The sequence below is a fragment of the Carnobacterium iners genome (assembly GCF_900177385.1).
In the GTDB taxonomy this organism is placed as follows: domain Bacteria; phylum Bacillota; class Bacilli; order Lactobacillales; family Carnobacteriaceae; genus Carnobacterium_A; species Carnobacterium_A iners.
On the sequence record NZ_FXBJ01000002.1, the window covers coordinates 1,908,021 to 1,933,341 of the forward strand.

Annotated in this window: 19 protein-coding genes; 4 read left to right on the plus strand and 15 right to left on the minus strand. The window is 34.8% G+C overall.

Going from position 1 to position 25,321, the window contains the following annotated elements; all coding sequences use genetic code 11:
* Window positions 1-238 precede the first annotated feature (238 nt).
* Window positions 239-1,147 (minus strand): RluA family pseudouridine synthase, encoded by a 909-nt coding sequence (locus tag B9Y54_RS09150; RefSeq protein ID WP_085559968.1) that lies wholly within the window; start codon window positions 1,145-1,147, stop codon window positions 239-241.
* Between the two features lie 28 nt (window positions 1,148-1,175).
* Window positions 1,176-1,640: a signal peptidase II gene (lspA, locus tag B9Y54_RS09155; RefSeq protein ID WP_085559969.1), complete on the minus strand. Its 465-nt coding sequence runs from the start codon at window positions 1,638-1,640 to the stop codon at window positions 1,176-1,178.
* A gap of 182 nt (window positions 1,641-1,822) precedes the next feature.
* Here lspA and B9Y54_RS09160 point away from each other — a divergent pair, with 182 nt between their 5' ends.
* The 4 genes from B9Y54_RS09160 to B9Y54_RS09175 all read left to right on the plus strand — a co-directional run bounded on the left by B9Y54_RS09160 (window position 1,823) and on the right by B9Y54_RS09175 (window position 5,035).
* Window positions 1,823-2,062, plus strand: coding sequence for a hypothetical protein (locus B9Y54_RS09160; RefSeq protein WP_085559970.1), 240 nt, complete (start codon window positions 1,823-1,825; stop codon window positions 2,060-2,062).
* Between the two features lie 238 nt (window positions 2,063-2,300).
* Entirely contained in the window at window positions 2,301-2,942 is a 642-nt protein-coding gene (locus B9Y54_RS09165; protein WP_085559971.1) for a YkyA family protein, read from the plus strand.
* Between the two features lie 18 nt (window positions 2,943-2,960).
* A complete protein-coding gene (locus B9Y54_RS09170) occupies window positions 2,961-3,824 on the plus strand; it encodes a polysaccharide deacetylase family protein (protein WP_085559972.1) in 864 nt (287 codons plus the stop codon).
* The gene (locus B9Y54_RS09175) at window positions 3,821-5,035 is read left to right on the plus strand and encodes a putative glycoside hydrolase (RefSeq protein ID WP_234987889.1); all 1,215 of its coding nucleotides are present in this window, start codon (window positions 3,821-3,823) and stop codon (window positions 5,033-5,035) included. Before B9Y54_RS09170 ends, B9Y54_RS09175 begins: the two co-directional genes overlap by 4 nt.
* A 142-nt stretch (window positions 5,036-5,177) precedes the next feature.
* Here B9Y54_RS09175 and addA read toward each other — a convergent pair whose 3' ends face one another.
* The 13 genes from addA to glyS form a co-directional block, all read right to left on the minus strand.
* Window positions 5,178-8,975, minus strand: coding sequence for a helicase-exonuclease AddAB subunit AddA (addA, locus tag B9Y54_RS09180; protein WP_085559973.1), 3,798 nt, complete (start codon window positions 8,973-8,975; stop codon window positions 5,178-5,180).
* On the minus strand, window positions 8,972-12,586 hold the full coding sequence (locus tag B9Y54_RS09185; protein ID WP_085559974.1) for a PD-(D/E)XK nuclease family protein: 3,615 nt from the start codon (window positions 12,584-12,586) through the stop codon (window positions 8,972-8,974). The genes addA and B9Y54_RS09185 overlap by 4 nt, the downstream gene beginning before the upstream one ends.
* 178 nt (window positions 12,587-12,764) lie before the next feature.
* Entirely contained in the window at window positions 12,765-13,034 is a 270-nt protein-coding gene (locus B9Y54_RS09190) for a DUF1294 domain-containing protein (RefSeq protein WP_085559975.1), read from the minus strand.
* A complete protein-coding gene (gene pepT / locus B9Y54_RS09195; protein WP_085559976.1) occupies window positions 13,028-14,269 on the minus strand; it encodes a peptidase T in 1,242 nt (413 codons plus the stop codon). Before pepT ends, B9Y54_RS09190 begins: the two co-directional genes overlap by 7 nt.
* 45 nt (window positions 14,270-14,314) lie before the next feature.
* A complete protein-coding gene (locus B9Y54_RS09200; protein WP_085559977.1) occupies window positions 14,315-15,439 on the minus strand; it encodes a Nif3-like dinuclear metal center hexameric protein in 1,125 nt (374 codons plus the stop codon).
* Window positions 15,436-16,143 (minus strand): tRNA (adenine(22)-N(1))-methyltransferase, encoded by a 708-nt coding sequence (locus B9Y54_RS09205; RefSeq protein WP_085559978.1) that lies wholly within the window; start codon window positions 16,141-16,143, stop codon window positions 15,436-15,438. Before B9Y54_RS09205 ends, B9Y54_RS09200 begins: the two co-directional genes overlap by 4 nt.
* A 30-nt stretch (window positions 16,144-16,173) precedes the next feature.
* The gene (locus tag B9Y54_RS09210; RefSeq protein WP_085559979.1) at window positions 16,174-16,632 is read right to left on the minus strand and encodes a hypothetical protein; all 459 of its coding nucleotides are present in this window, start codon (window positions 16,630-16,632) and stop codon (window positions 16,174-16,176) included.
* A gap of 129 nt (window positions 16,633-16,761) precedes the next feature.
* Window positions 16,762-17,877, minus strand: a complete 1,116-nt coding sequence (gene rpoD / locus B9Y54_RS09215; protein ID WP_085559980.1) for an RNA polymerase sigma factor RpoD — start codon at window positions 17,875-17,877, stop codon at window positions 16,762-16,764.
* Between the two features lie 37 nt (window positions 17,878-17,914).
* The gene (gene dnaG, locus B9Y54_RS09220) at window positions 17,915-19,786 is read right to left on the minus strand and encodes a DNA primase (RefSeq protein ID WP_085559981.1); all 1,872 of its coding nucleotides are present in this window, start codon (window positions 19,784-19,786) and stop codon (window positions 17,915-17,917) included.
* 170 nt (window positions 19,787-19,956) lie between these two features.
* Window positions 19,957-20,526 (minus strand): hypothetical protein, encoded by a 570-nt coding sequence (locus tag B9Y54_RS09225; RefSeq protein ID WP_085559982.1) that lies wholly within the window; start codon window positions 20,524-20,526, stop codon window positions 19,957-19,959.
* A 93-nt stretch (window positions 20,527-20,619) separates the two neighbouring features.
* Window positions 20,620-21,141, minus strand: a complete 522-nt coding sequence (locus B9Y54_RS09230) for a transcription repressor NadR (RefSeq protein WP_085559983.1) — start codon at window positions 21,139-21,141, stop codon at window positions 20,620-20,622.
* A 62-nt stretch (window positions 21,142-21,203) separates the two neighbouring features.
* Window positions 21,204-22,919 carry an ABC transporter ATP-binding protein gene (locus B9Y54_RS09235; protein WP_085559984.1) on the minus strand — a complete coding sequence of 572 codons (1,716 nt, stop codon included), beginning with the start codon at window positions 22,917-22,919 and terminating at the stop codon, window positions 21,204-21,206.
* A gap of 317 nt (window positions 22,920-23,236) precedes the next feature.
* On the minus strand, window positions 23,237-25,321 hold the full coding sequence (glyS, locus tag B9Y54_RS09240; RefSeq protein ID WP_085559985.1) for a glycine--tRNA ligase subunit beta: 2,085 nt from the start codon (window positions 25,319-25,321) through the stop codon (window positions 23,237-23,239).

The window sequence follows — 25,321 nt, forward strand, 5'->3', positions numbered from 1 at the left end:
ATCGCTCCTTTGAGTACTCTTTGGTAGTTGCCTCTTTACTTAACCAAATATATTTGAAAAATGCCCTCTCACCTATTAGGTAAGAGGGCATCCAACATTACTTGTTGATATTACCTAAATAGATAACGTCAACAAGTGATGCTTACGTGTATGCTCCTTCTTAGTCTCACAGGACTGGAGTTAAAGGATTTCTTTCACTTGCTTCTATTTAAGACTCTACCTTGTTGATTATAAAATGTCAACGTGTTTCTCTTAATTCAGTAAGAGTATCTTCAAACAATTTAGGCAGTGGCGCTTCAAAAGTTAAGAATTCGTTTGTTTTGGGATGATTGAATCCTAAAACACGTGCGTGAAGATACTGTCCTTTACCAGGCAATGTTTTTCTTGGCCCATAGATAGGGTCGCCAGCTAAAGGATAGCCAATATATTTCATATGAACTCTAATTTGATGTGTTCTGCCTGTTTCTAATTTAAGAGAAACTAAGGTGAAGTCTTTAAATCGTTCTAGAACTTGGAAGTGTGTAATCGCAGCACGACCATCATCAATGATATCTTGTTTTTTACGATCATTCTTAGAGCGTCCAACGGGTGCGTCAATCGTTCCTTTATCGTGAGGAATAACGCCGTGAACCAATGCGTAGTATTCTCTTAAAGAAGAATGATCTTTTAACTGTGCGGCAAGATTTTCATGTGCTAAGTCATTTTTAGCTACCATCAACAAGCCACTCGTGTCTTTATCAATACGGTGTACAATACCAGGTCGAATGGTTCCATTTATTCCTGATAAGTCTTTTACATGAAACATTAACGCATTCACCAAGGTTCCTGATGGGTGTCCTGCTGAAGGGTGAACAACCATTCCTTGTGGTTTATTGATAACCAGCATATCTTCATCTTCAAAGACGATTGCAATGGGAATATCCTCAGCTTCAACATCAAGAGGAATTAATTCTGGCTCAGTAATATCAATAATATCACCTGTTTGAACTTTATAATTAGACTTTGCGCTATTGTTATTAACGGTCACATCGCCTTCTTTAATCCATTGTTGAACATGAGAGCGAGTAAACGTAGGAAGCAATTCAACAACCACTTTATCTAAGCGGCCGCTTTCGTTTTCTATTTTAAATTGATAAGTTTGAGACATGTAAAAACTCCTTTTTCATTATAAACTACTAATTTGCTTGTCTTTTTTTATCTTGTTCATCTAAAAATACGTACAAAATCATTAATCCAACTCCAACAGATAAAGCCATGTCAGCAACGTTGAATATGGGGAAATCGATAAATTCCAAACGAATCATATCTACTACATAACCTAGTCGAATGCGATCGATGACGTTTCCTATCGCACCTGCTAAAACGAGAGATAAAGCTAGTGATAAGAGACGGCTTTGGCGGCCATATTTCTGTAAATAATAAACCACAATAACCACCACGATGGCTGTAACAATATAAAAAAACCACATTTGTCCTTCTAAGATACTCCATGCTGCACCAGTATTTTGTATATACATCCATGACAAAAGAGATGGAAAAACTTCTACCACTTCGTATAAATCTATGTTTGCAACGGTCAAGTACTTAGTAAATTGATCAATTCCAATAATCAAAAGAGCCAAAATATAATATAAAAACATTTATAAACCTCACTTTATCACGATAGAATAGATGGATAGGGACTTTCTTTTCATTTTACATGATATCATCCATTAGGGATAGTTTTTTCTTATTTTTTCTAGCTTTTAAGCATTAATAGTTGGTATTTATCTAAAGGAAGGTGTATAATAGTCTTTGGATAAGGAAAGGAGATGATTAAAAAATGAAAAAACCAATGATTGAAAAAGTTTGGCTAATTAAAGAAATGTTGTTTAAAAATGAGGATTACCAACTAGCGCTTGATTTAGAAGATAGCGAAAACCGCGTAACCATGCGTTACATTATTATTGACACCACTTCTGTTTCGTATCACAACGATTTAGAAATTGGCTACCACCAAGAAGACTTCTTCATCTTTACTAACAAAGAAGATGCTAAAAAAGATTTGTATTCTATTGCATAGGTAGACTTTGTAATTCGTCCATAAGAGTTACCGTCTACCTTTTTTAAATCCCCTCCATTAAATGATGGATGAGGATTATTTTTTTGTCCTTTTTTTAAAAAATTATGAAATTATGATGAAAAATAAAGGTATTATTTGGGAATAATACTAACTTTTGGTATACTGATTTGAGTTGCTGTTAAAGAAACAGCGGCTTAATTTTCACTCATTTAAATTGAAAGAAAAAGGAGATAGACTGATGAAGAAACGTACTACAGCAGCTTATGCTATGATTGCCGCTTTCTTTTTATCCGGCTGCACAACTGACGGGATTGCAGATGCTACAAGGAGTACCAAAGAAATTGAGCCCATTGAACAAGCACTTATAACGGAACTAAACACGGTTACTAAACAAGAAAAAGGGTTGCAAGAAACCGTTGAATTCGCTTTGTCTAAGAATAAAGAAGAAAAACCCTTTACTGATAAAAATTCGACTCTTTTCAAAAATATTGATGAGCGCAAAAATTCACTCAAAGCTATTAAAGTATCTGTTAATGAACTAGATTTAAAACAAAAAAGTTTAGTTGAAAATGATGGAACAAAATTACCTGAAAAAGAAATAGATTCCTTAACAACTAGTATGAAAGAAATAAGCACCTCTCTTGATGACTATACTAAAAATTACGAACAAAACTTGGCAGAAGAAGAAAAATACTTTCAATCCCTCGGAACTAAAGAAGCAACTTATCAAACATTAATAGATGGAATAGCCGCTATTAATGAGCAAGATTCTACAAATAAAGAACAGTTAAAAAAATTAAACGAACAATTCAACCAGTTAAGAACCCACCGTAAAGAGGCACAAGAACAATTGAGTTCGTTATCAGAGTCAACAAAATAATAATTGGAGTGATAAAAAATGAAACATGCATTATCGTTTTGTGGAGTAACTTTAATCAGCGCCTTGCTACTAAGTGCTTGCCAAACAAATAATCCAACGGCTTCTAAAACAAATTCAATAACTTCTTCCCTTACTCAAAGCGATTCGAGTGCAACAAAAGCATCAAGTGATAGTGCTCTTGCTGAATCTGAAAAGATAATTGAAGAGAAAAAACTAAAACCAGTAGAGTATACATACAGCGTTAACCCAGCTATCTTCACTATTGAACCCTTGAAAAAAGAAGGCAATACAAAAGTGGCTTTATTAACTTTTGATGATGCTCCCGATAAATATGCTGTTGAGATTGCTAAAAAACTAAAATCTGTTGATGCGCCTGCGGTATTCTTCGTTAATGGCATGTATGCTGAATCGGATGAAGGCAAGCAAAAGCTAAAAGAAATCCATGATATGGGCTTTGAGATTGGTAATCACTCACAAACACATGCTAACTTAAGTGAAATTACACCAGAAGAACAACGCCAAGAAATCGTCAAAACAAATGAACTAGTTTATGAAATAACAGGAGTAAAACCTCGTTTCTTTAGAGCTCCATACGGTGTGAATACAGATGTATCTGCTCAAATTATCGAAGAAGAAAAAATGGTGTTTATGAACTGGACATACGGATACGATTGGGAAGCAGATTATCAAAACCCTGAAGCTTTGACGGATATCATGCTAAACACCGATTATTTGAGTGATGGTGCAAACTTATTGATGCACGATCGCTCCTGGACAAGCGAAGCTGCTATTGCTATTGCAGAAGGTTTGAAAGAAAAAGGCTACACATTGATAGATCCAGCATTAATCGCATCACCAGAAAGAGAGGAATCTACCCAATGATGACTACTAAAAAACTAACGAATAGTTTATTGCTAAGTTTTTTACTTTTTACTGCTTTTCCATTAGCAACACATGCAGCTGATCCTATCAAGAATCAACCTATCGAAGTCAACGATCAACCTCTTTTAAGCATCCCTAAAAAATTCCCAGCACAATTTGCTTATGATAGTGGAATTAATATTGCTTATCCTGAAAACGGGGTTAAAGGAGTCTATTTAACGGCTTATTCTGCTGGTGCACCAAAAAGAATGGCTGAATTATCTGAATTTGTTACCTCTAGTGGCTTAAATGCTATGGTTATTGATATAAAAGATGATATTGGCCACCTTACTACAGATATAAAATCCGATAACGAACTAATTCAAAAAAGCACTCAAAACTATATTGCTGATCCAGATTCAATGATGGTCAATTTAGAAAAAAATCAAATTTATCCTATTGCTCGAGTAGTTGTTTTTAAAGATACTTTACTTGCAGAAGCAAAACCAGAATTATCTTTCAAGCGTCCCGATGGAAGTGTTTGGAAAAACAGCAATGGCGATGCCTTTGTAAATCCATTCTCAAAAGAAGTTTGGGAGTACAATGTTGAAGTAGCTAAACAAGCTGCGAAAATGGGCTTCAAGGAAATTCAGTTTGATTATGTTCGTTTCCCAGAAGGTTTTGAAACGCAAAGCGATAGTTTAAGTTACACTCGTGGCGATTATCAAGACAGTGAATTGGATGAAGTGCAACAGCGTGTTACTGCTGTAACCGATTTTGTTAAATATGCACGCGAAGAGTTGCGTCCGTATGGCGTTGAGGTATCTGTAGATATCTTTGGTTATGCTGCTATTGTTCCAGAAGCTCCAGGAATTGGGCAAAACTTTGGTAAAATTTCTGAAAATGTCGATGTTATTTCTTCGATGATTTATCCTAGTCACTGGGGTTCTTATTTTGGGATTGCAAAACCCGACCTTGAACCTTACAAATTAGTCCAAGAATACATGAAAGTTGAAAATGAGTTACTAGGTTCATTAGAAACACCACCTAAATCAAGACCTTGGCTACAAGACTTCACGGCTTCTTATCTTGGTGCTGGTAACTACATCAATTATGGAGCCCCTCAAGTATCTGATCAAATCAAAGCTTTACACGAAGCTGGAATTGAAGAGTTTCTTTTATGGGATGCCAATAATACTTACACGCCAGGTGTAGAGTACAACTTAAAATAGAAACTTTCACCTTTACTTAAGGCCCCTTTATCGTCTCATATAACAGACGAAGAAGGGGCCTCTTTTAATATAAAAAAGATTGTCTATCTCGTACAGATTATACTTGTACGAAATAAACAAACTTTTATTTTTTTATTCCTTTTTATTCGTTTACTAGAACCAATTCATTGTTAGCTAATAAACATAAATAAGCTTCTACAACAGGTTTATTCAAACTAATTTCAAGTGCTTTTCGATATAAATTCATTTGTCCTTTATATTTTGCAAGCATCTTCTTACTAGCTTTCAAACCGTAGCGAGTAATTTGGTCTGTTTTATAATCAAATAAAATAATCTTTTTTTCAAATTCCAAGTACCCATCTACAATTCCGTGTATCAAAATATTATCTTTTGCAGTAGGATCTAAATCAGTAAAGATCTTATCTGCTTTTATTAGTAATGAAAAAGGGGCTTCTCTTTTAACTTGTTCGGGATGAGTTAATAATAACTGTCCTAATTTGTTTTCAAAAAAGCGAACGATTTTTTCCTCTTCTATTTTTACAGCTACTTCAGGTTGCAACATACCACGTTCAACTAGGTTCAGTATTAGTTCGCTAACTGAAATGGCAGTAACCGGTTCAAAAAGATTAATAGATTGCATCACTAAGTGTGTTGCTGTTCCTATTTCTGCACTTGTGGGAGCTGTCATCTCTGCCATAAATTTAGGTCGTGTCAACTTGTCCTCTACAAATCGATTTTGATTGCGTGGCTGGTTCACATCTATTTTGACCATGAACTCATCTTCTGGTTCTTCAAATAACCGCTTAATCTCTGAGACAGATTGATAACTAGTTGTGTGAGTTGATTTTTCATAACGGTAAGTATAATCCATGAGCGCTAACGCTTCTTCTAATAGCAGTTGTTCCTCAGCAACTAAGGTGTTTTTTGAAACAGATTCATCAAGTTTTTCAATCCACTTTTCGTCTGTTTCAAGATTTTCTTGAATTAATTCTTCTTGAATCATCCTTTCTTTATAAAAGTGAATAGAAAACTTAGCCGGATGATTTTTAATGTGCACATTATTAGCCGTGATCGAAAGAAAATCATTTATTGCATCTGAATGTCTCATCAACGAAAGTCCAATCCATTTCATTAAGCTATTTGCTGCCAGACGATCGGCATTAGGCAAAACAGTTGCTTCATGCCCACTTATGATTCCCCATTCTTTGTAAGCAGCTTCTTCATCTATATAGGAACCAACTAAAAAGAGTTTTTCTTCAGCGCGAGTCAGAGCAACATATAGTTTTCTCATCTCTTCTGATAGCAACTTAGCTTTTCTCTCCACTTTTAATGCACTATTAGACAATGAAGCATAACGGATGTGGCTCTCTTGATCTCTATATTCCGTCCCAATTCCAAAATCTTCATTAAACAAATAACTTTTTGTAATGTCTTGTAAATTAAACCTTTTAGTTAAATCTAACACAAAAACAACCGGAAATTCTAACCCTTTACTAGCATGAATGGTCATAACGCGCACCGCATCTTCATCTGCAGCAATGGCTTTAGGTTCAGCTAAATCTTTATCCTTTTCTTGCATCTTTTCAATAAAGCGAACAAATTGAAAGAGTCCTTTAAAACTCATTTTCTCATAGCTAGCCGCTCTTTCGTATAAAGCATGTAGATTTGCTTTGCGCTGACGCCCTGAACTCATCCCTCCTACGTAATCAAGGAATTGAGTATCTGTATAGATAGACCAAATCAATTCGACTAAATGATTTCTTCTCGCCTCTTCCCGCCATTTTTTTAAACGAGATAAAAACACATCAATTTTATTAAATAAGGCTGTCGTAAATCCACTAGCTTTATCTTCTCCTGGATAAGAAGAATAAAATCGATTAAGTGCTTCGTAATAATCACCTGTTTTTTGACTAATTCGAATAGATGCTAGTTCATTTTCATTTAAACCCACAATAGGTGAACGCAAAACAGCAGCTAAAGGAATATCTTGATATGGATTATCAATAATTTTTAGTAAAGACATCATAATCGTAATCTCAGTCGTTTGAAAATAATTTTGTGTGTTATTGACAGATAACGGAACCGATAGACGGTTAAATATCTCTAGTAAAACTAAATTATTTTTTTTAGTAGGGGTTAATAAGACAATGTCCTTGTATCTAATAGGACGGTTACTTTTTAATTTCTTATCATAAATAGGAAATCCTTCTTGAATCAGTTGTTGAATTTTTTGACCCACCATTAGTAGCTCGCCTTGCGTTTTGCCTTCTATTTGCATATCGTAATCTAAAGACTCTTCATCAGCCTCATCTTTTTTTGTTTCTTTTCCTTTTTCATAAATCAGAATCTCTGTAGCATGCTCAGTTGTTTCTGGAAAGTCAGTAAAACCTTGAATTAATTTAGCAGGCTCATTATAATCCATTTGGCCAACAGACTTATCCATCAGTTGTTCAAAGATTAAATTAGTAAATTGTAAAATCTCCCCTCGTGATCGGAAATTTTCAGCTAAAATAATCCGTTCGCCACCATTATTTTCACCGTACTTTTCGTATTTCTCTAAAAACAAACCAGGATCCGCTAATCTAAAAGAGTAAATAGATTGTTTGACGTCTCCTACCATAAAAAGATTGCCCGTATCTTTTTCGTCTTTTGTTAACCAGTGCATAATATTTTCCTGTAGTTTATTGATATCTTGATACTCATCAATCATAACTTCTTTAAATTTTTCTCGATAGTGACTAGATGCTTCTGTTGGTGTCCACTTTTGAGCTTCATTTTTAGCTAGAATTTCTAGTGTTAAGTGCTCTAAGTCATTGAAATCTAGTAAATTTCGCTCATTTTTTCTCTCGCGATAAGCTAGTGAATATACCTTTGCAACACGAGCCATCTCTTCAATTAGTGGCACTGTTTTTATCATGATTGCAAGTTGATTTTCTAAAGGCGCATTAAAATACTCTTCTTTCATTTTTTCATAACGAGTCTTTGTTTGTTTTCGTAAAATCGCCATTTCGATACCGGCTTCTTTTACACTATCATCGGCTGATTTTTTGACTGCCCTCCAATTAACGAACTTAAAGGATTGAACTAAAGGATAGACGTCTTGATAGTGATCAGCTTGAATAAGCGCAAGTACCTCTTTAAAATGGGCTGCTTCACTGGCAACTATTTCAGTCTGATTGACTAACTCTTGCTCGCCTTCGCCAATTTTAACAGCCGTTAAGTCTAATTCAATAAAATTTATCAAACTATCTGACAGTTGAGGTTTTACTAGTTGTTGAAATAAGATTCCTTTTGAAAAAGAATCTAACGTATCATTATATAAACCAGAAAGATTTTCCAACCAATAATCGGGATCAGGATTGGCTCTAGAGAATTCATATAGCGAAAAAATAAGTTCGGTTAATCCAGTATCACTACGATCGTTAGAATAAGCACGGGCTAAATCGAGAAATGAAGCTGTTTCATCTCCGTATAACGTTTCTCTAACCTCTTCCCAAACGGACTCTTTTAATAAAACGATTTCTGTTTCATCTGTTAACAATCTAAAAACAGGGTCTAGATCAATTAAATAATAATAACGACGGATAACTTGTAAACAAAAGGCGTGAAGTGTGCTAATAGAAGCTTGTGGCAGTAGTGTCATTTGTTTTATTAAATGTTGCTTTTGTTCTGGGAGACCTTCACCAGTAATGGCTTGTTGAATAGCTGTTTTAATTCGTTCTTTCATTTCTCTTGCGGCCGCTTCTGTGTAGGTGACAATCAACAATTCGTCTACATTAACACCCGCTTTTATTTTTTCAATCACGCGTTGAACCAATACGGTTGTTTTACCCGATCCAGCTGAGGCAGAGACCAAAATATTATGGCCAGATTTGTGAATTGACTGCCATTGGCCATCTGTAAATCGGCTATTTAATGGTTTAATTGGCAATTGACTCATTCATTTTCCTCCTTTTCTGCTAAAATTAACTTGAGAATATCCTCACGCTTTAATTTCTCTTCTTTTCGGTAGTTATTTTCAGGCAGCATATAATCAAACTGAGAGACTGCTTTGAATTCGCCGCTAACAGTAGAGATATGTTGTTTTTTTTCAAAAAATGGATGGAGCGTTGTGACGCCTTTTGTGATGGCATTTCCGGCATCCATGATTAGTTTTTGGTTGTGCATTCTTAAAGCCGCCATTTCTTCAAGTGTGACAAATCCACTTGATTTCAATGATTTATCTTTAAGCTGTTTGAATGGATAAACAAATGAAGCTGTCGTCGGTTCAATTGTATGATCTAAAGCTAATAATAATTCTTCTTCCTCTAGAAGAAGCCCATCTAATTTAAATTCTTTTAAAAATTCTGTGGCTATCGACTCTTCATCTGTTATCTTTGTTTCTTTAATAAAAGGGTTCTTTACATGCACATAAAATGCTCCAACAGGTTTAGCTGAATGCCCAATTAATTCTGTTGCGTTGCTTAAAGCCGTATCCAAATACGTAATCATTTGCATAGCTAAGCCATAATACGCTTCAAAATAATTAAACTTATGTGCACTTGATTTATAGTCAACAACGCTTAAATAATGTTGATTCTCTACTTCTACTGCATCAACCCGATCAATTTTGCCGCGGATAAAAAGAGTTCCACCATTATTTAAGGGAAAAGATAGCCCTTCAATTCCTTTTTGATTAGCTAGCTGACCAAATAAGACTTCTGTTTGAACAGTCTTCATATTTGTCCTTCTGCTTTGATTGCCTAGTGCCCACACCATTCTTTTAATGGTTTGGCTTAATTGACTGCGAATGAATTTCATTCGATTAGAAGCAGATAAAATAGAGAATTTTGGCTTTTTGAATAAAACAGCTAAGACCTCATCTGTAATGAGTTCAATCGTTTCAGTGTCTAAATTAGCTAACGTCAACTCTCTAGTTAATAAAGACTTGAATAGTTGATCCAACGCATCATGAAAGAATTCACCTGTTCCTGCCGGCGATAAACCGAATCGATCTCGTTCTTTTAATTTAAGCCCATATTGTAAAAAATGATTGTAAGGGTCTGCATAAAAGGTTTCTAAACGAGAAACCGATAAATAGAGATCTTTCCCATACAAACTAGTGGCAATCTCACTTTTTAACGGATGTGGAATATTTTTCTTTACTAAGCTCGTTAACAAATGATGAAAGGGTAATGCTAGATTTTTATCTCGTTTGAAATAGCAATACACTCCTTTCCAAAATGGGGACAACTCTCCTTTTTTATCTTGCTCTTTGCGAAGGACTAATAATAGTTGGCTCATTGTACTTTGCTTGGTTCCAATAAAACTTAGCGTTTCTTTAGGTGTTGGATTTTCTATTGAACTAATTTCTGATCCTTTAAATTGAATAGGAAGAGAAAATTGCTTTCCTATCCGCTCTAGATAAGGCGATAGTTTAGCTGTTTCTTTGGAATCACTGTTAAGCGGATAAGAAAAAATCAGTTGCTCTGAGGAATCTAAAAAGGCATTGTAAGCAATAAAAGGCTCAGAAGCCATTAAATCTTCCGATGACGGTTTTAAATATTTCCCAGAAGCTAAAAATTCAGAGAAAAAGGTGCGATCCTCATTTGTTAACATACTCTTATTTTCAGATTTAGCAGGCATATGGACATCTGTCATTCCTAATAAAAAAGTAATTTTTGCTGTAGCAATTCTTGTTCCTTCAAGACCTGAAAAGATAACTTGATCAATATTAGGCGGCACAATGCTATAAGACGCATTCTCAAAACCAGCTGATAGAATAGCTTGGAAACTTTCCATTTCAAAACTTTCTTCACCCAATACTTCTACATATTCATCTAATAACTGCAAAAGAACGGCCCAAATCTGTTCATGTTTTTTAGCCGTTTCTAAATCGTTGCTTTCAATCGCTTGGTCTCGCCAAAAAGTTAATTGAGTATCTACTCCTATTTTTTCTAAAAATAGATAAAGTATTTTTGCAGCATCAGCTCCAGTTTTAGCCTTTTCAAGCTGAGCAAAAAAAGGAAGCAGAGCATTTTTTAATAAAAATCTTACTTGGTTAGCAGTGTTTTCAATACGTTGGTCTGAGTCAGATTGAAAGTCAGTATCATCATAGTAGAACTTGGTATAATGCCAAGGCTCTTTCATAGTCCATTGGTAACCTTCGTACCCATAAGCTAGCACAACGTTCTCAGTTAAATCAATTTTATTACGAAACTGATTGACTTGATTTTGGATAGATTGAATTCGAGTTTTTCTGTCAACAGGCAATTCACTAGACAGTTCTGGAATAAACAACTCTGTGCGTAGTAAACGCATGACATCTGTATAACGCCAATTTTTCCGTTTAATTGTTAGTATTGCATCAATTAGCTCCACTAGTGGATGTTGAGTCATTAAATCAGCACTATCAATAAATGTTTCAATGCCGTTTTCCGCAAAAATAGGCCCTAGAATCGTTAAATAATCTTGCGTATTTCGAGTTAAGATTAAGATATCTTTATACCGGTATTTTTCACTTTTTATCATTTTTCTAATTTCTTTTGCAACATGGGATACTTCTGCTTGTTTATCTTCAGCTACCCAGATTTTAACACAATCATCCATTGGAAGCTGTTGTTTTTTTAGATTAAAATCAATGGGACTCAATTTAGTTGACTCTACCCAAAAATCTTCTAATTGATTTAATTCTTCACAATAAGAAGCGTCGATTTGTTGAATCAATCGATCAGGCGCAACTGGAATATGCTCAGTGCGAGCCAGTTGGTATAATTTGTAATACGTTTCGCCAGCTGCTTGGAAAAGTTCATGCATCCCTGGTTTTTCACTCGGATAACCTTTATCTAATGTCAAGGAAATAGTCACTTTTTTAGCTGAGTGCATTAAAGCTAGAATCAATGCTTGTTCTTGAGCGGTAAACCGAAAGTAACTTTCAATATAAATAATCGTCTCTGAAAGATCTACTTCTTGTAATTTTTTAATCAGTGCCGTCATGATATCTTCTGTTTCGACATACTTACCCATTAAAGAAGCATCAAAAGCTTGATACAATAAAGAGATATCTTTTAGTTTTAATTGAAAATCAACTTCTTGTGGGCTTGATCCTAACTGGTGAATCAATCCAGCTAAGTCATCTTGACTAATTCGGCCTGTTCTTAGTTCTAAAAATAAATCCGTTAATTGTTGAACAAAACCTGTTTTCCGCACTTCTCCACGATAAATGACCAATTGTTGCTCATAGTCGATTAATAACTTGCGTACGAGCATAGATAAACCAGAACTTGTTAATTGTGGTTTAATAAATATATCCGTATCTTGAAGCCAATACCATGCTAAACGATTGAAACTGAATACTTGAAGATTCATCATACCCATCATTTTATTTTCATTAAAAGGAGGACGTTCTCCAATTTTTTCAAGTACAGTCATCTCAGCTTCGAATTTAATATGGTCTGGAACCAAATAAAATACCTTAGCTTGTTTGTTCGTATTCAGTGTAGTGGCAATCTCATCTAACATAAAACCTCTTTTATCACGATTAGCTCGACCTAAAATAAACTGCAACCCCATCTTACGCTCACCTCATCTGCTATTTTTGTCTCTTTTGAATCAATCATTTAATTTATTTTTAACTTTATTGCGTCTGTACATTGCATGATGAATGATAACAAAAACACTCCAAAAGTTAGGTTTTTAAATCTAATTTTTGAAGTGCTTATGCGAATGATAAAAAACTAATATAGCTAGATTAATTTAAAACTAAAAAGTAAAAAATGACGCTAAGTAGTACGACTACTCCTAAAGAATAGATTACTTTAAATTTAAGTTCTTTCGTCTTGTGTCTAAACAGATACATACCCAATAAGCCACCTAAACCTCCACCAACGAGTCCGAGTGTTAGCAATCTTTTTTCGGGAATACGCCATTTATGTTGTTGCGCCTTTTTTTTATCAAGTCCCATCAAAATAAATAGCCAGCCGTTTAAAGCAACACTATACGCCACTAAATAAGTTAACATTGCTCTTTATTTCTTGCATTTAAAGAAACAATTTCAACAATGACATCTGTTGCTTTTTGCATACTTTCTACTGCAACGAATTCATAACGACCATGGAAGTTTTCGCCACCTGCGAATATGTTAGGTGTTGGTAATCCCATAAATGAAATCTTAGAGCCGTCAGTCCCGCCTCTAATTGGCTCAATAATCGGTTTGATATTCAAGTTTTTCATTGCTTGCTCAGCAAGGTCAATAACCGTCATGTCTTTTTCGATAATTTCACCCATATTGTAATAAGAATCTTTTAGCTCAACAAAAATTCGTTCAACACCTATTTCTTCATTTAATTCTTTTGCAACTTTTTGTATAAAAGCTTTACGTTCTTCAAATTTAGTCCAATCATGATCTCGAATGATGTACTCCATTCTGGCTTCTTCTACTTCACCGGTCATTCCTAATAAATGGAAAAATCCTTCTCGACCACTTGTTTTTTCGGGAACTTCACCTTGAGGAAAAGCAGCGTCAAAAGCTAAACCAAGTTTCAAGGCATTTATCATCGTATCTTTTGCTGTTCCTGGGTGAACATTTTTCCCCTGAATGTTCACAATAGCTGAAGCAGCATTAAAGCTTTCGTATTCTAGTTCTCCGACAGGCCCACCGTCCATTGTATAAGCAAAATCTGCATTAAAGTCTGGCACATCAAAAAGATCTGCACCAATTCCAATTTCCTCATCAGGACCAAAGGCTACACGAACAGCACCATGTTTAATCGTTGAATCAGCTAATAAAATTTCCATTGCTGTCATAATTTCAGCAATACCGGCTTTATCGTCAGCTCCCAATAAAGTAGAACCATCTGTAGTAATTAATGTTTTGCCAATATAATTTTTCAAATTAGGAAAATCTTTAGGTGATAAAATGATATTCTTTTCTTGGTTTAACACAATTGCATTTCCGTCATAGTTTTCATGAAACTGTGGCTGAACGTCTTCAGCATTGAAATCAGCTGTATCCATATGAGCAATGAAGCCGATTGTTGGAACGTTTTCAACACTATTGGATGACAAAGTTGCAGTAACATACCCGTTTTTTTCGTTATAAGAAACATCACTCATACCTAAAGCCTTTAATTCAGCCATTAATGTTTTAGCAAAAACGACTTGAGTTTGTGTGGAAGGAATAGTAGTACTCGTCTCATCAGAACGAGTTTCTGTTTGAATATAGCGAACGAATCTTGGAACTAAATTTTTATACATAAAAAACTCCTTTTACTCGTATTTTTTTATAGTTAGTGTTTAACATTAGATAAAACGATACGGGTCAGTATTTAAAGTTGATTGCATGACTTCTAAATCCCAATCCATCTCTTTACTCCAATTCGTAAATAGAGTAGCTAATTCTTTTTTACAAATACTTTCGATATGGTGTCCTGGGTCGATGACATTAAGATTAGATGCAAGCATATCGTGTCCAGCATGGTAGTAGACATCTCCCGTAATATAAACTTCGGCACCTTTATGGATAGCATCTGGATAAAGCTTGCCTGCATCTCCACCACATATAGCAACGCGTTGAATTTTCTTAGAAGTATCTTTTGCAATGTAGCGTAATCCAGCAACATTAAAGGTATCTTTTATTTTTTTAGCAAATTCTTCAATAGTTACCGGCTCTTTCAAATTTCCTACTCGTCCTAATCCATATTGATCTACGTAATTTTCTATTGTATAAACGTCGTAAACCGGTTCTTCATAAGGGTGCTCAGAGAACAAAGCTTTTTCAATCTCAGCGGTTAACCGTTCTGGGAACATCACTTCAATCCGAGCTTCGCCAACTTCTGCTATTTCATTTAGTTGACCAATATGAGGTTGCGCTTGATTCACTGGAGTAAAACTTCCGGTACCTTCAACGGTATAAGTACAATCCTTATAGTTAGGTCCGATTTCTCCTGCTCCTGCTTGAGTTAATGCTTGAATCATCTTATTCTTATTTGCTAGAGGAACAAAAACAACTAATTTTTTGTATTTCTCTCGCTTTATTACTGACATAATTTCAGTCTCCGTAATACCAATCGCTTTTGCTAACCACGCATTCATCCCGTTCGTTGCTACATCAAGGTTTGTATGAGCAACATAAACGGCAATATCATTTTTCAACAAATCAGCATACATTTTGATTTGCGGATCATCTGTTACTAGATTTTTTGCAGGTCTGAAGATTGGTGGATGGTGAGCAAAAATTAAATCAATATTTTTTGAAATAGCTTCTTGTACGACTTCAGGACGCACATCTAGTGTTACTAAAATCTTTTTTACTGATTTGTTTAACGTTCCAATAGCTAAACCAACTGGATCGCCTTCTTCAGCTAAGTAAGTTGGTGCAAACTCTTCAAACTTTTGAATCAAGTCATACCCTAAGATACTTTTCATTTTAATAACTCCTCTATAGCAGCAATTTTAATAGTAAATGCTTGTATTTTTTCAGATTGGTCTGTAGCAGACTTAGGTAAGTCAACGAGTATTTGCTTATTTTTAGCCAATTCACTTGTCCATTTTTTTATAAATAGCAAAGACCGTTCTTTTCTCAAGTGAAAACCAAAAGCAATATCTTCTGCTAAAAAAGGAATTGATGATTCAGCAGCTTTTTCGGCCACTATAATTTCATATATTTTACTGTTTTCTTCAATTAATTCTTCTGCAATGATTTGATATTGGTGTTCGATTAGCCAGGTTCTTAAATCAGACTCATCTTTATTAGCCTGTAAAATTAATCTCTCTTTACCGGTTAATTTCCCGATTTGATAACCTTCATCTAAGATAGTAGCAATGAGTACACCGCCCATACCACAAATCGTAATCGCAGAAATTCGGTCTATTTCAGGATTAATAACGTTTAGTCCATCTCCCAATCGAACAACTACTTCGTTTTGTAACTTCAGTCGTTTGACTTGATTTTCGGCAATTCTAAATGGCCCTTCAATAATCTCACCAGCAACAGCAAACTTAATCTTACCTTCCACTGCTAGGACACAGGGAAGATAGGCATGATCTGATCCAATATCGGCTAAGCGTGAACCTTCAGGGACATAACTAGCCGCTCCTTCTAAGCGCAATGATAGTTGTTTTAGCTTCATTAACTCTCTGTCACTTCTTTCGTTATAAAATTAATTTCTAAAGAATGCTTCATCTAATAAATAACCTTCTGCAGCTTCTTTTGTTTTAAAGATAGCCTCCATTTTGCCATCTGGTAAATTAACAGACCACATTGGGTTATCATATACTAAACGTAAGACATCACCATTTTGATCAAACCATAATTCAGAGTATCCTTCTTCGTAACCATCTTCTGTTTTTTTCAAAAAAATGATGGCTTTATCTAGTAAACGTCTAATATTCTTTTCATCAGCATCTAAGACTGAAATATACCCTTTAATGGTTTCTTCTTTAGGTAAGTATCCAGCATAAATAAGCGCATTTCCGTTTTGATGAAGATAACGAACGACCGTTGTTTTATCAACTGCGCTGCTTTCAAAATGATAATTGGTTCTATTTAATGAAACAGGCACAGCGGTTAATTCTTTATACTCATCAAATAAAGCTTTTTTTTCCTCAAACGATAACATATATTCTCATCCTCTCAAACTATCCTACCTAAGTATTATAACAGTTTTTTTGAAACCTTGCTTTAATATGTTTAAACAAAAAAACCAAGCAAATAGAAAAAACTATCGGCTTGGTTTTTTAAAATAAGTTTATTCTAAGAAGTCTTTCAATTGTTTTGAACGACTTGGGTGACGCAATTTGCGTAATGCTTTAGCTTCTATTTGGCGAATACGCTCGCGCGTTACACCAAACACTTTACCAACTTCTTCCAGTGTTCTTGTACGCCCGTCATCAAGACCAAAGCGTAAACGTAAAACATTTTCTTCACGATCAGTTAAAGTATCTAAAACATCTTCAAGTTGTTCTTTCAGAAGTTCATAAGCGGCATTTTCTGCTGGGCTAGTTGCATCGTGATCTTCAATAAAGTCGCCTAAGTGAGAATCATCTTCTTCACCAATTGGTGTTTCTAGCGAAACTGGTTCTTGAGCAATTTTTAAAATTTCACGTACTTTTTCTGTTGGAAGATCCATTTCGGCACCAATTTCTTCAGGTGTTGGCTCTCTTCCTAAGTCTTGTAACAACTGGCGTTGGATACGAATCAGTTTATTGATTGTTTCAACCATGTGCACTGGAATACGAATCGTACGTGCTTGGTCAGCGATAGCACGTGTAATCGCTTGACGAATCCACCAAGTAGCATAAGTTGAAAATTTAAAGCCTTTGGTGTAATCAAATTTTTCTACAGCTTTCATTAAGCCCATATTACCTTCTTGGATAAGATCTAAGAACTGCATTCCACGACCTACATACCGTTTCGCAATACTAACAACCAATCTCAAGTTTGCTTCTGCTAAACGTTGCTTAGCTTCTTGATCGCCAACTTCGATTTTTTTAGCTAGCATAACCTCTTCTGCAGCAGTTAATAAATTCACTCGACCAATTTCTTTTAAATACATACGAACGGGGTCATTGATTTTCACACCCGGAGGAGCGGTTAGGTCTTCTGGTTTTTCAGCTTCTTCTTTACGTTCTTTAGCTAACATTTGGCGAACAGTTGGACCGCCGTCATCTCCTACAACACCAATTCCACTGTCTTCGACTTGCTGGATAAGTGCATCCATTTTATCTGCGTCCAATGTATAAGGTGTAGCTAATGTATTTGTTAATTCATCATAATGAACCGTTCCACTAGGTTTAAATTCTTTAATAAATGTCTTTACTGCATCCTTATAAGATAATGTTGGTACTTTTTTTTCTTCAGCCATAAAAAATGCCTCCCCTTTTTCAATCTCACTTTTTTTACTACCCATTTTTTAACATACGGGATAGATTGACAATCTCAATCATTAATACTCTTAATTGAGATTGGTCACCTTTTTTAGCAGCCTCAGTCATTTCGTCTTTTGCTTGTTTCAGTTTTGATTCTAACAATGCCTTTCTTGAGATAACATCAATATAATCTTTAATTTCTTGTGGAACAACCTCCACACCAAGAGATTGAAACTCGATTTCAACGATTTTATTTTTTAAATGTGTTTCTTTTACAAAATCAATAAAAGCCTCGATGGAAGTATCTGATAAAGCATGCTCTGCATGTTCTTGAAAGTTTTCATAGTACAAATACACCAATTGATAATCGTCATGCACAAAATGAAATTCTTCTGGTAAATTTTTGAGTTGGATTCTAACTTCTTCGAAATGAAATAAGCGATTAAGTAATAATTGTTCCGCTCGTTCTATTGAATCCAATTTCCCTCTTTGATTGTGAACTTGAGGAAAAGTTGTAGAGCGAACCTCTGGAATCGGTAGCGTCCTTTTGGGCTCTTTAGCACGTTTCTTTTGTTGTTTATAAAAACGTTGTTGAAACTGCTCGTTTAAAGAATCAATTGAGATATCAAATTCAGCTGCTAGTTGCTTCATGTACATTTCTCGTTCAACCGCAGAAGTAATAGTCAACATTTCGGTTAATATTTTTTCAATATACCCAAGCCGCTCACTTTCATTTTTCAAATTCATATCACGACGATAGTAGTTCATTTTGAAACTAAATAAGGTATCTCTTCCGTGAGAAATAAGTTCTTTAAAGGCTGGTGCTCCTTTTTCTTTAATAAAATCATCGGGATCCATACCTTCAGGAAAAGATAAAATAGCTAAATCAAAATCTGTTTGATCTATTAATAAATCAGCTGCACGTTTAGCAGCCTCAATACCTGCATCATCACCATCATAAGCAACCAACACTTGATCTGTTATTCGTCCGAGCATATGAATTTGTTCATTTGTCAGACTAGTTCCCATTGAAGCAACCCCATTTTGTATCCCTACTTGCCAAGCAGCAATAACATCCATGAAGCCTTCAAATAGAATAACCTCTTTTTCTCGTCTAACAGCAGGGCGCGCCTTGTCAAAATTAAATAAGACATTTCGCTTGTTAAAAAGATAGGTCTCAGGACTGTTTAAGTATTTGGGCCCTGTTTCGAAGTCTGAGGCCTCAAATAACCTCCCAGAAAAACCAACAACTTTTCCTTGTTGATTGCGGATAGGAAATACAATTCGATTGGAAAAACGATCTAGTAGATCGCCATTTTCTTTTTCAACAAATAAGCCCGTTTCGCTTAACAACTCTTTTGAATAGTCTTTACCAACTAAATATTGTTGCAATAAGGTACGCTCATATGGAGCAAATCCGATACCAAATGTTTCAATGGTTTCTTGTGTTAATCCCCTTTTCAACAGATAAGCCAAAGCTTTTTCACCAGCAGTTGTTTGCAACAAGATGTGATGGAATAATTCAAGACTCTCTTCATGGATTTTGAGAAGAAAGTCTTTTTTAGAATCTTTATTTTGTGAGTTTGTTTGTCCCCCATTAAATAAAGTTTGATCAACTTCAATCTGACTTAGTTCAGCTGTCTTCAATACAGCCTCTGGAAAACTTAATCCATCGACTTCCATCAAAAACGAGTAAACATTTCCTCCTCGACCGCAACTAAAACAATGAAAAATCTGTTTTTCTTCTGTCACAGAAAATGAGGGTGTTCGCTCATCATGAAACGGACAAAAACCAAAAAAATTCTTTCCCTTTTTTTTAAGTTGTACGTACTGACTAACAATATCTGTAATATTGGTTTCTTGCCTGATTTTATTAACCATTTCTTCAGGAATCCTTGTTGCCAAACCATTCACCTCTTTAGTCAATTAAAACGTACTTTCTGACTCTCTCTGCAAGGTGGTAAGAGCCGCACTAAATAAATCAGTGCGACTCAGTTTTTCCATTGTCTGTAGACAGAAATATTCAAATTTAATTATACCATAAAAAAAAGGGACAAACAACTAATTAGCCCCTTTTAGTTTTTAACTTTCGTAATAGAGGTACTAAAACTTTTTCTTCTATTCAATGACTTCCAAATAACAGAAGCAATACCGAAATCAATCATGCTGTGTATCACTGTCCCAATGCCTACCATCAGAAAAACAGATTGTAAGAATCCTTGGTTATAGTACGTATCCGTTACATTTCCACCAAAATAAAAGAGAGAAACGACTGCTACTTCTGCTAGCGCATGAACTACACCGATAATAAAAGAGAAAAATTGAGCTTTCAATGGCTTCTCTATTATTTCCGGGTGTCTTTGTACCCAAAAAGCTCCTACTAGAGCAAATATCACATGAGTTAAAGCTCTTAACGCAACAATTAAAGGAAATCCACTAATCATAAAGCCAACAGCTGTACCTAATGCCACAAAAACTGCAATAGCTGGTGATATAAATAAAGCAATAAAGATTGCTACATGACTTCCTAACGTAAAAGAAGCAGGTTCTAAAATAATTTTAACAGGTGAAACAATAGGAATCATAATGCCGATTGCTATTAGTAAAGCCGATATTGTTAATCTATGGACACTTTTTTTTTGCATAAGAACATCTCCAATTGGTTATAATCGCCTAGGTGTCAAGACACCTCTACCAATATAGTATAACCGAATAAAAAAAGATGTCAAGACACTCTTTTAGTCTTGATACAATAAGTTTTCAGAAGATAATTGTTGAATGATTTTGTTAAAGACAAATTCATCTTTACAGGCAATCGTATGCAAGTGAATGCCTTTTGTTAAGCCTGATAATAGGTTTGCTTTTAAACTTGTAATTTTTTGAAGAAATTGATCTGCATCATGTCGTGAGCCAATATTCAATTGTCCTTTTAACTCGCCATAAACTGGGTGCTCTACAATGACATCTAGCAGCTCTCCACCATTATCCACTATTGCATACAATTCTTTCTGAGTTTCATCAAGTTGATGTACACAAGCAATTTTTCGTATATAACGATCATCAGGACTCTCTTTACTATTTAAAACGTATCCTTTGGGTGTTGCTGTAATATCAATTCCTGTTGCTCTAATTAAAGCAACATCGCCAACAATGATTTGGCGACTAACCGCTAATTTTTTTGCTAATACTGAAGCGCTTATTGGCTCTTTTGCCTTTTGTAACGCTGCAACAATTTTATTTCTTCTTTTAATAGGCTCCATATTCCCATTCCTTTCAACTTTAAAAAAGCAACTTTTCTCTCTTTATTGATTTAAAAAATAACTTAGTTTAAGAATTGAGCTTCATAAAGACGACGGTAGGTTCCATCTAAGGCCATTAATTCTTTATGGCTACCCTCTTCAGCTATTCCTGTCTCATTTACAACAACAATTCTTGTCGCATGCTTAATTGTCGCTAGACGATGTGCAATAATAAGAGTTGTTCTACCAGCTGATAATGAGTTTAATGAACCTTGAATAGCTTGTTCTGTTTCAGTATCCAGTGCTGAAGTAGCCTCGTCTAGTATCAAAATGGCGGGATTTTTCAAAAACATTCGAGCAATTGATACACGCTGTTTTTGTCCTCCAGATAATTTAACGCCACGTTCTCCAATAATCGTATCCAATCCTTCAGGCATGTCTAAAACGACTTGTTCTAGATGCGCCAAGCGAACTACTTCTGTTATCTCCTCTTCACTCGCATCCAATTTACCGTATCGAATGTTTTCTCGAAGACTTCCTGGAAATAAAAAGACATCCTGTTGAACGATACCGATTTGTTTTCTTAATGACTGCATGGTTACATCTTGAATATTTATTCCATCAATTAAAATTTCGCCTTCATTTATCTCATAAAAACGAGGCAATAAGTTACAAATAGTTGTCTTACCTGCTCCACTTGGTCCAACAAAAGCAATTGTCTCTCCTTGAGTAATAGATAAATCAATACGCTCTAAAACTTTATTTGTTGAATCATACCAAAATGACACATTCTTATATTGAATCGTACCTTCTACCGGTGGTAAGTCTTTTGCGTCTAACTTATCTTGGATGCTAGGCTTTTTACCTAACTCTTCTCGGAAACGTTTGAAACCTGCTATACCTTTAGGGTAACTTTCAATCATTGTATTCACTTTTTCAATTGGACGAACAAATATGTTAGCTAATAAAATAAATGCAACAAATTCTCCATAATTAATCTCTCCTCTAATTGTATAAAACGCTCCAAAAAATAACGCAAATAAATTAATTAAGCGAATTAAAAAATAATTATAAGAAGAACTAATGCCCATCATTTTGTAAAATAATATTTTTGATTTTCGATACGTTTGATTTAACATTTCAAAACGTCCGGCTTCATATTTTTCATTAGCGAAAGCTTGCACTTCGCGAATACCACTTACAGAAGCTTCAATTCCAGCATTAAAATTTCCTAAATTTCGAAAAATTTCGATATTAACATGAGTCATTTTTTTATTAAAAATAATCAAGGCAATCATAATGAACGGAATCATAATAAAAGTTGCAATGGCTAATTTGACATGAATGGTTAACATGATACCAAAAGCCCCTATTAAAGTAATCAATGTAATAAAAATATCTTCCGGTCCATGATGAGCAACTTCTGATATTTCAAATAAATCCGTTGTTAACCGTGCCATCAACTTACCTGTTTTTTTATTATCATAATAGCCAAACGGTTGTTTTTGGAGGTGAGAATAAAGTTCTCGACGCATATCTGTTTCAATGTTAACGCCTAATGTATGGCCAAAATAAACAACTATGTACTGTAGTACCGTATTCACCATATATAAAAGTAAAAGTAAAAGCGATACGATAACAATTAATGACCAATTTCCCGAAGGTAATAAGCGATTAATCACACGATTGACAACAACCGGAAAGGCCAATTCTAATGTTGCAGCTAAAATAGCGCAACCAAAATCAAGATAGAATAACTTTTTATAAGGGCGATAATAACTAAAAAACTGTTTTAACATGAAATCCTCATCTATTCATTACTTTATCTATTATAAGCAACAAGCAGATTAAATGAAAGGCAAAATCGTAGTCCTTCTGCTTACGCAACTTATTCTTTTAATAAATTAAGTCTATCTTCAAGTAATTGACTCATTTTCATAGTATTAAGATTTCACTTCATTTATTACTTGTGAAACAAGATAGTCCGATAACATTAACCTAATTACGTTATTTAGCTTTTCATCTTATTAAAAGAGTTAAACCCAACTAAACAGAACTCCCACTAAAGAAAATTTATCTCTAGTGGGAGGATAAGCAAAAATTAATGCCTGCATTTTTATTTAACGACTAACTTATCTATACTTGCAAAGGAAAGAGTAAATAGAGCAATTTGGCTCAGTAAAGATAAGCGATTATTTCTAACAGCCTCATTATCTGTCATGACCATATTTTCATCGAAGAAAGCATCAATATAAGGTTGTAAACTTTTTAATTCTCTGAATTTTTCTTGTGTTTCTAATGTACTGAAATCAACACTTATTTTTTCAATTTGGTTTGCTAAATTTATCTCAGAATCTGTTTCAAATAGTGCTTTATCTATTTTTTGATTTACTGAATCAATCTTCTCTTTATTTTTTCTAGCTAAGTTTAGCACACGTGTTAAGGATTCAATTGTTAGTTTAAATGAATGATCTGCTACGTGTTTTTCTAATTCACGACCAGCTCCAAGCATATCGACTAAATTTTCTTGATCTGAATTTAGAGCTGCTTCAATAACATCGTAGCGTATTTTTTCATTACGCATAAATTGTTGCAAGCGAGCTTTTATAAAATCAACTAATTCTGAACTGCTCTTTTCGTAACCAGATAGTAAAGAATTTGAGTCAGAGGATAAAGTACTAAGAATATCTCTTCTAAGTGTATTCATTGGGAAGAACCAATTTTCATTCTCTACAATGCGAACTAATCCATAAGCTTGGCGCCTTAAAGCAAAGGGATCATTAGAACCTGTTGGGACTTTTCCAATCGCAAAGAAAGACATCATACTTTCTAGCTTATCTGCTAAAGCTAACACAGCACCAATTGAGCTCTTAGGTAAGTCACCGTCACTTGAGATGGGTAAATAGTGTTCGCGTATCGCTGTTGCTACAGCAGGTGTTTCGCCTTGCAACAAGGCATATTTTTCTCCCATTACTCCTTGCAATTCTGGAAACTCTCCAACAATATTTGTGACCAAGTCAAATTTATATATTTCTGCTGCACGATTTAAACTAATCTGTTCTTCGCCAGTTAAACCAACTGTTTTTCCGATAATGGCTGCAAAAGAACGAACACGTTGCATTTTTTCATATACAGATCCAATTTTTTCATGGAAGGTTACTTGTTTTAATTGTTCCACACACGTTTCAATCGTTAATTTTTTATCTTCTTTATAGAAAAATAAACCATCTTCTAATCGAGCAGTTAAGACTTTTTCATTTCCTCTAACAACATTATTAATAAACTCAGCATTTCCGTTTCGAACAGAAATAAAGTAAGGCAATAAGTTCCCAGCATAATCAGCAACATCTATATATCTTTGGTGATCTCTCATAGAAGTAATTAATATTTCTTCCGGTATTTCTAAATAAGCTGGATTATAATTGCCATAAAAAGCTGTAGGGTATTCGACTAAATTATTGATTTCTTCTAACAAATCTGGAACGATTGAAACAGCCCAGTCGTGTTCTTTTGCGATAGCGTCAATTTGGGAGACTATCATATGTTGACGTTTATCGCTATCAGCAATAACAAACACTTTTTCTAATACCTGTTCATAATCTAATGCTGTTTTAAAGGCAACATCTTTTCCTAAGAAGCGATGACCTCTACTAGTATTAGACGTTTTAATATCTAATAAAGTGAACGGAATAATTTCATCATCCAACATCGCTGTAATCCAGTGAATAGGTCTAATGTAGTTAAAATGATAATCAGCCCAGTTCATACTTACTGGAAACGTCATTGCTGTAATAAGTTTATCTAAATTTGTTAAGATAGATTTCGCTGGCAATCCCTCAATAAACTTGTCTACATGGACATACTCTATCCCATTTATTTCTTTAAAATAAATATCCTCTACAGTTAACTTTTGTCCACGAACAAATCCTATAGCCGCTTTACTCCAATTTCCTTGTGCGTCTAGTGCGATTTTTTTAGCTGGTCCCTTAGCTGATTCTTCAATATCTTCTTGCCTTTCAGAAAGGTCTTTAATAATAACTGCTAATCTTCTAGGCGTAGAAAAAGGCAAAATTTCGCCATAGCTGAGTCTATTCTCGTCTAGAAACTGCTTCATTCTTTCAACTAATTGCAGCCTACTTGGTGCTACAATATGAGCGGGTATTTCTTCTAAGCCAATTTCTAACAGTAAATTTTTAGTCAT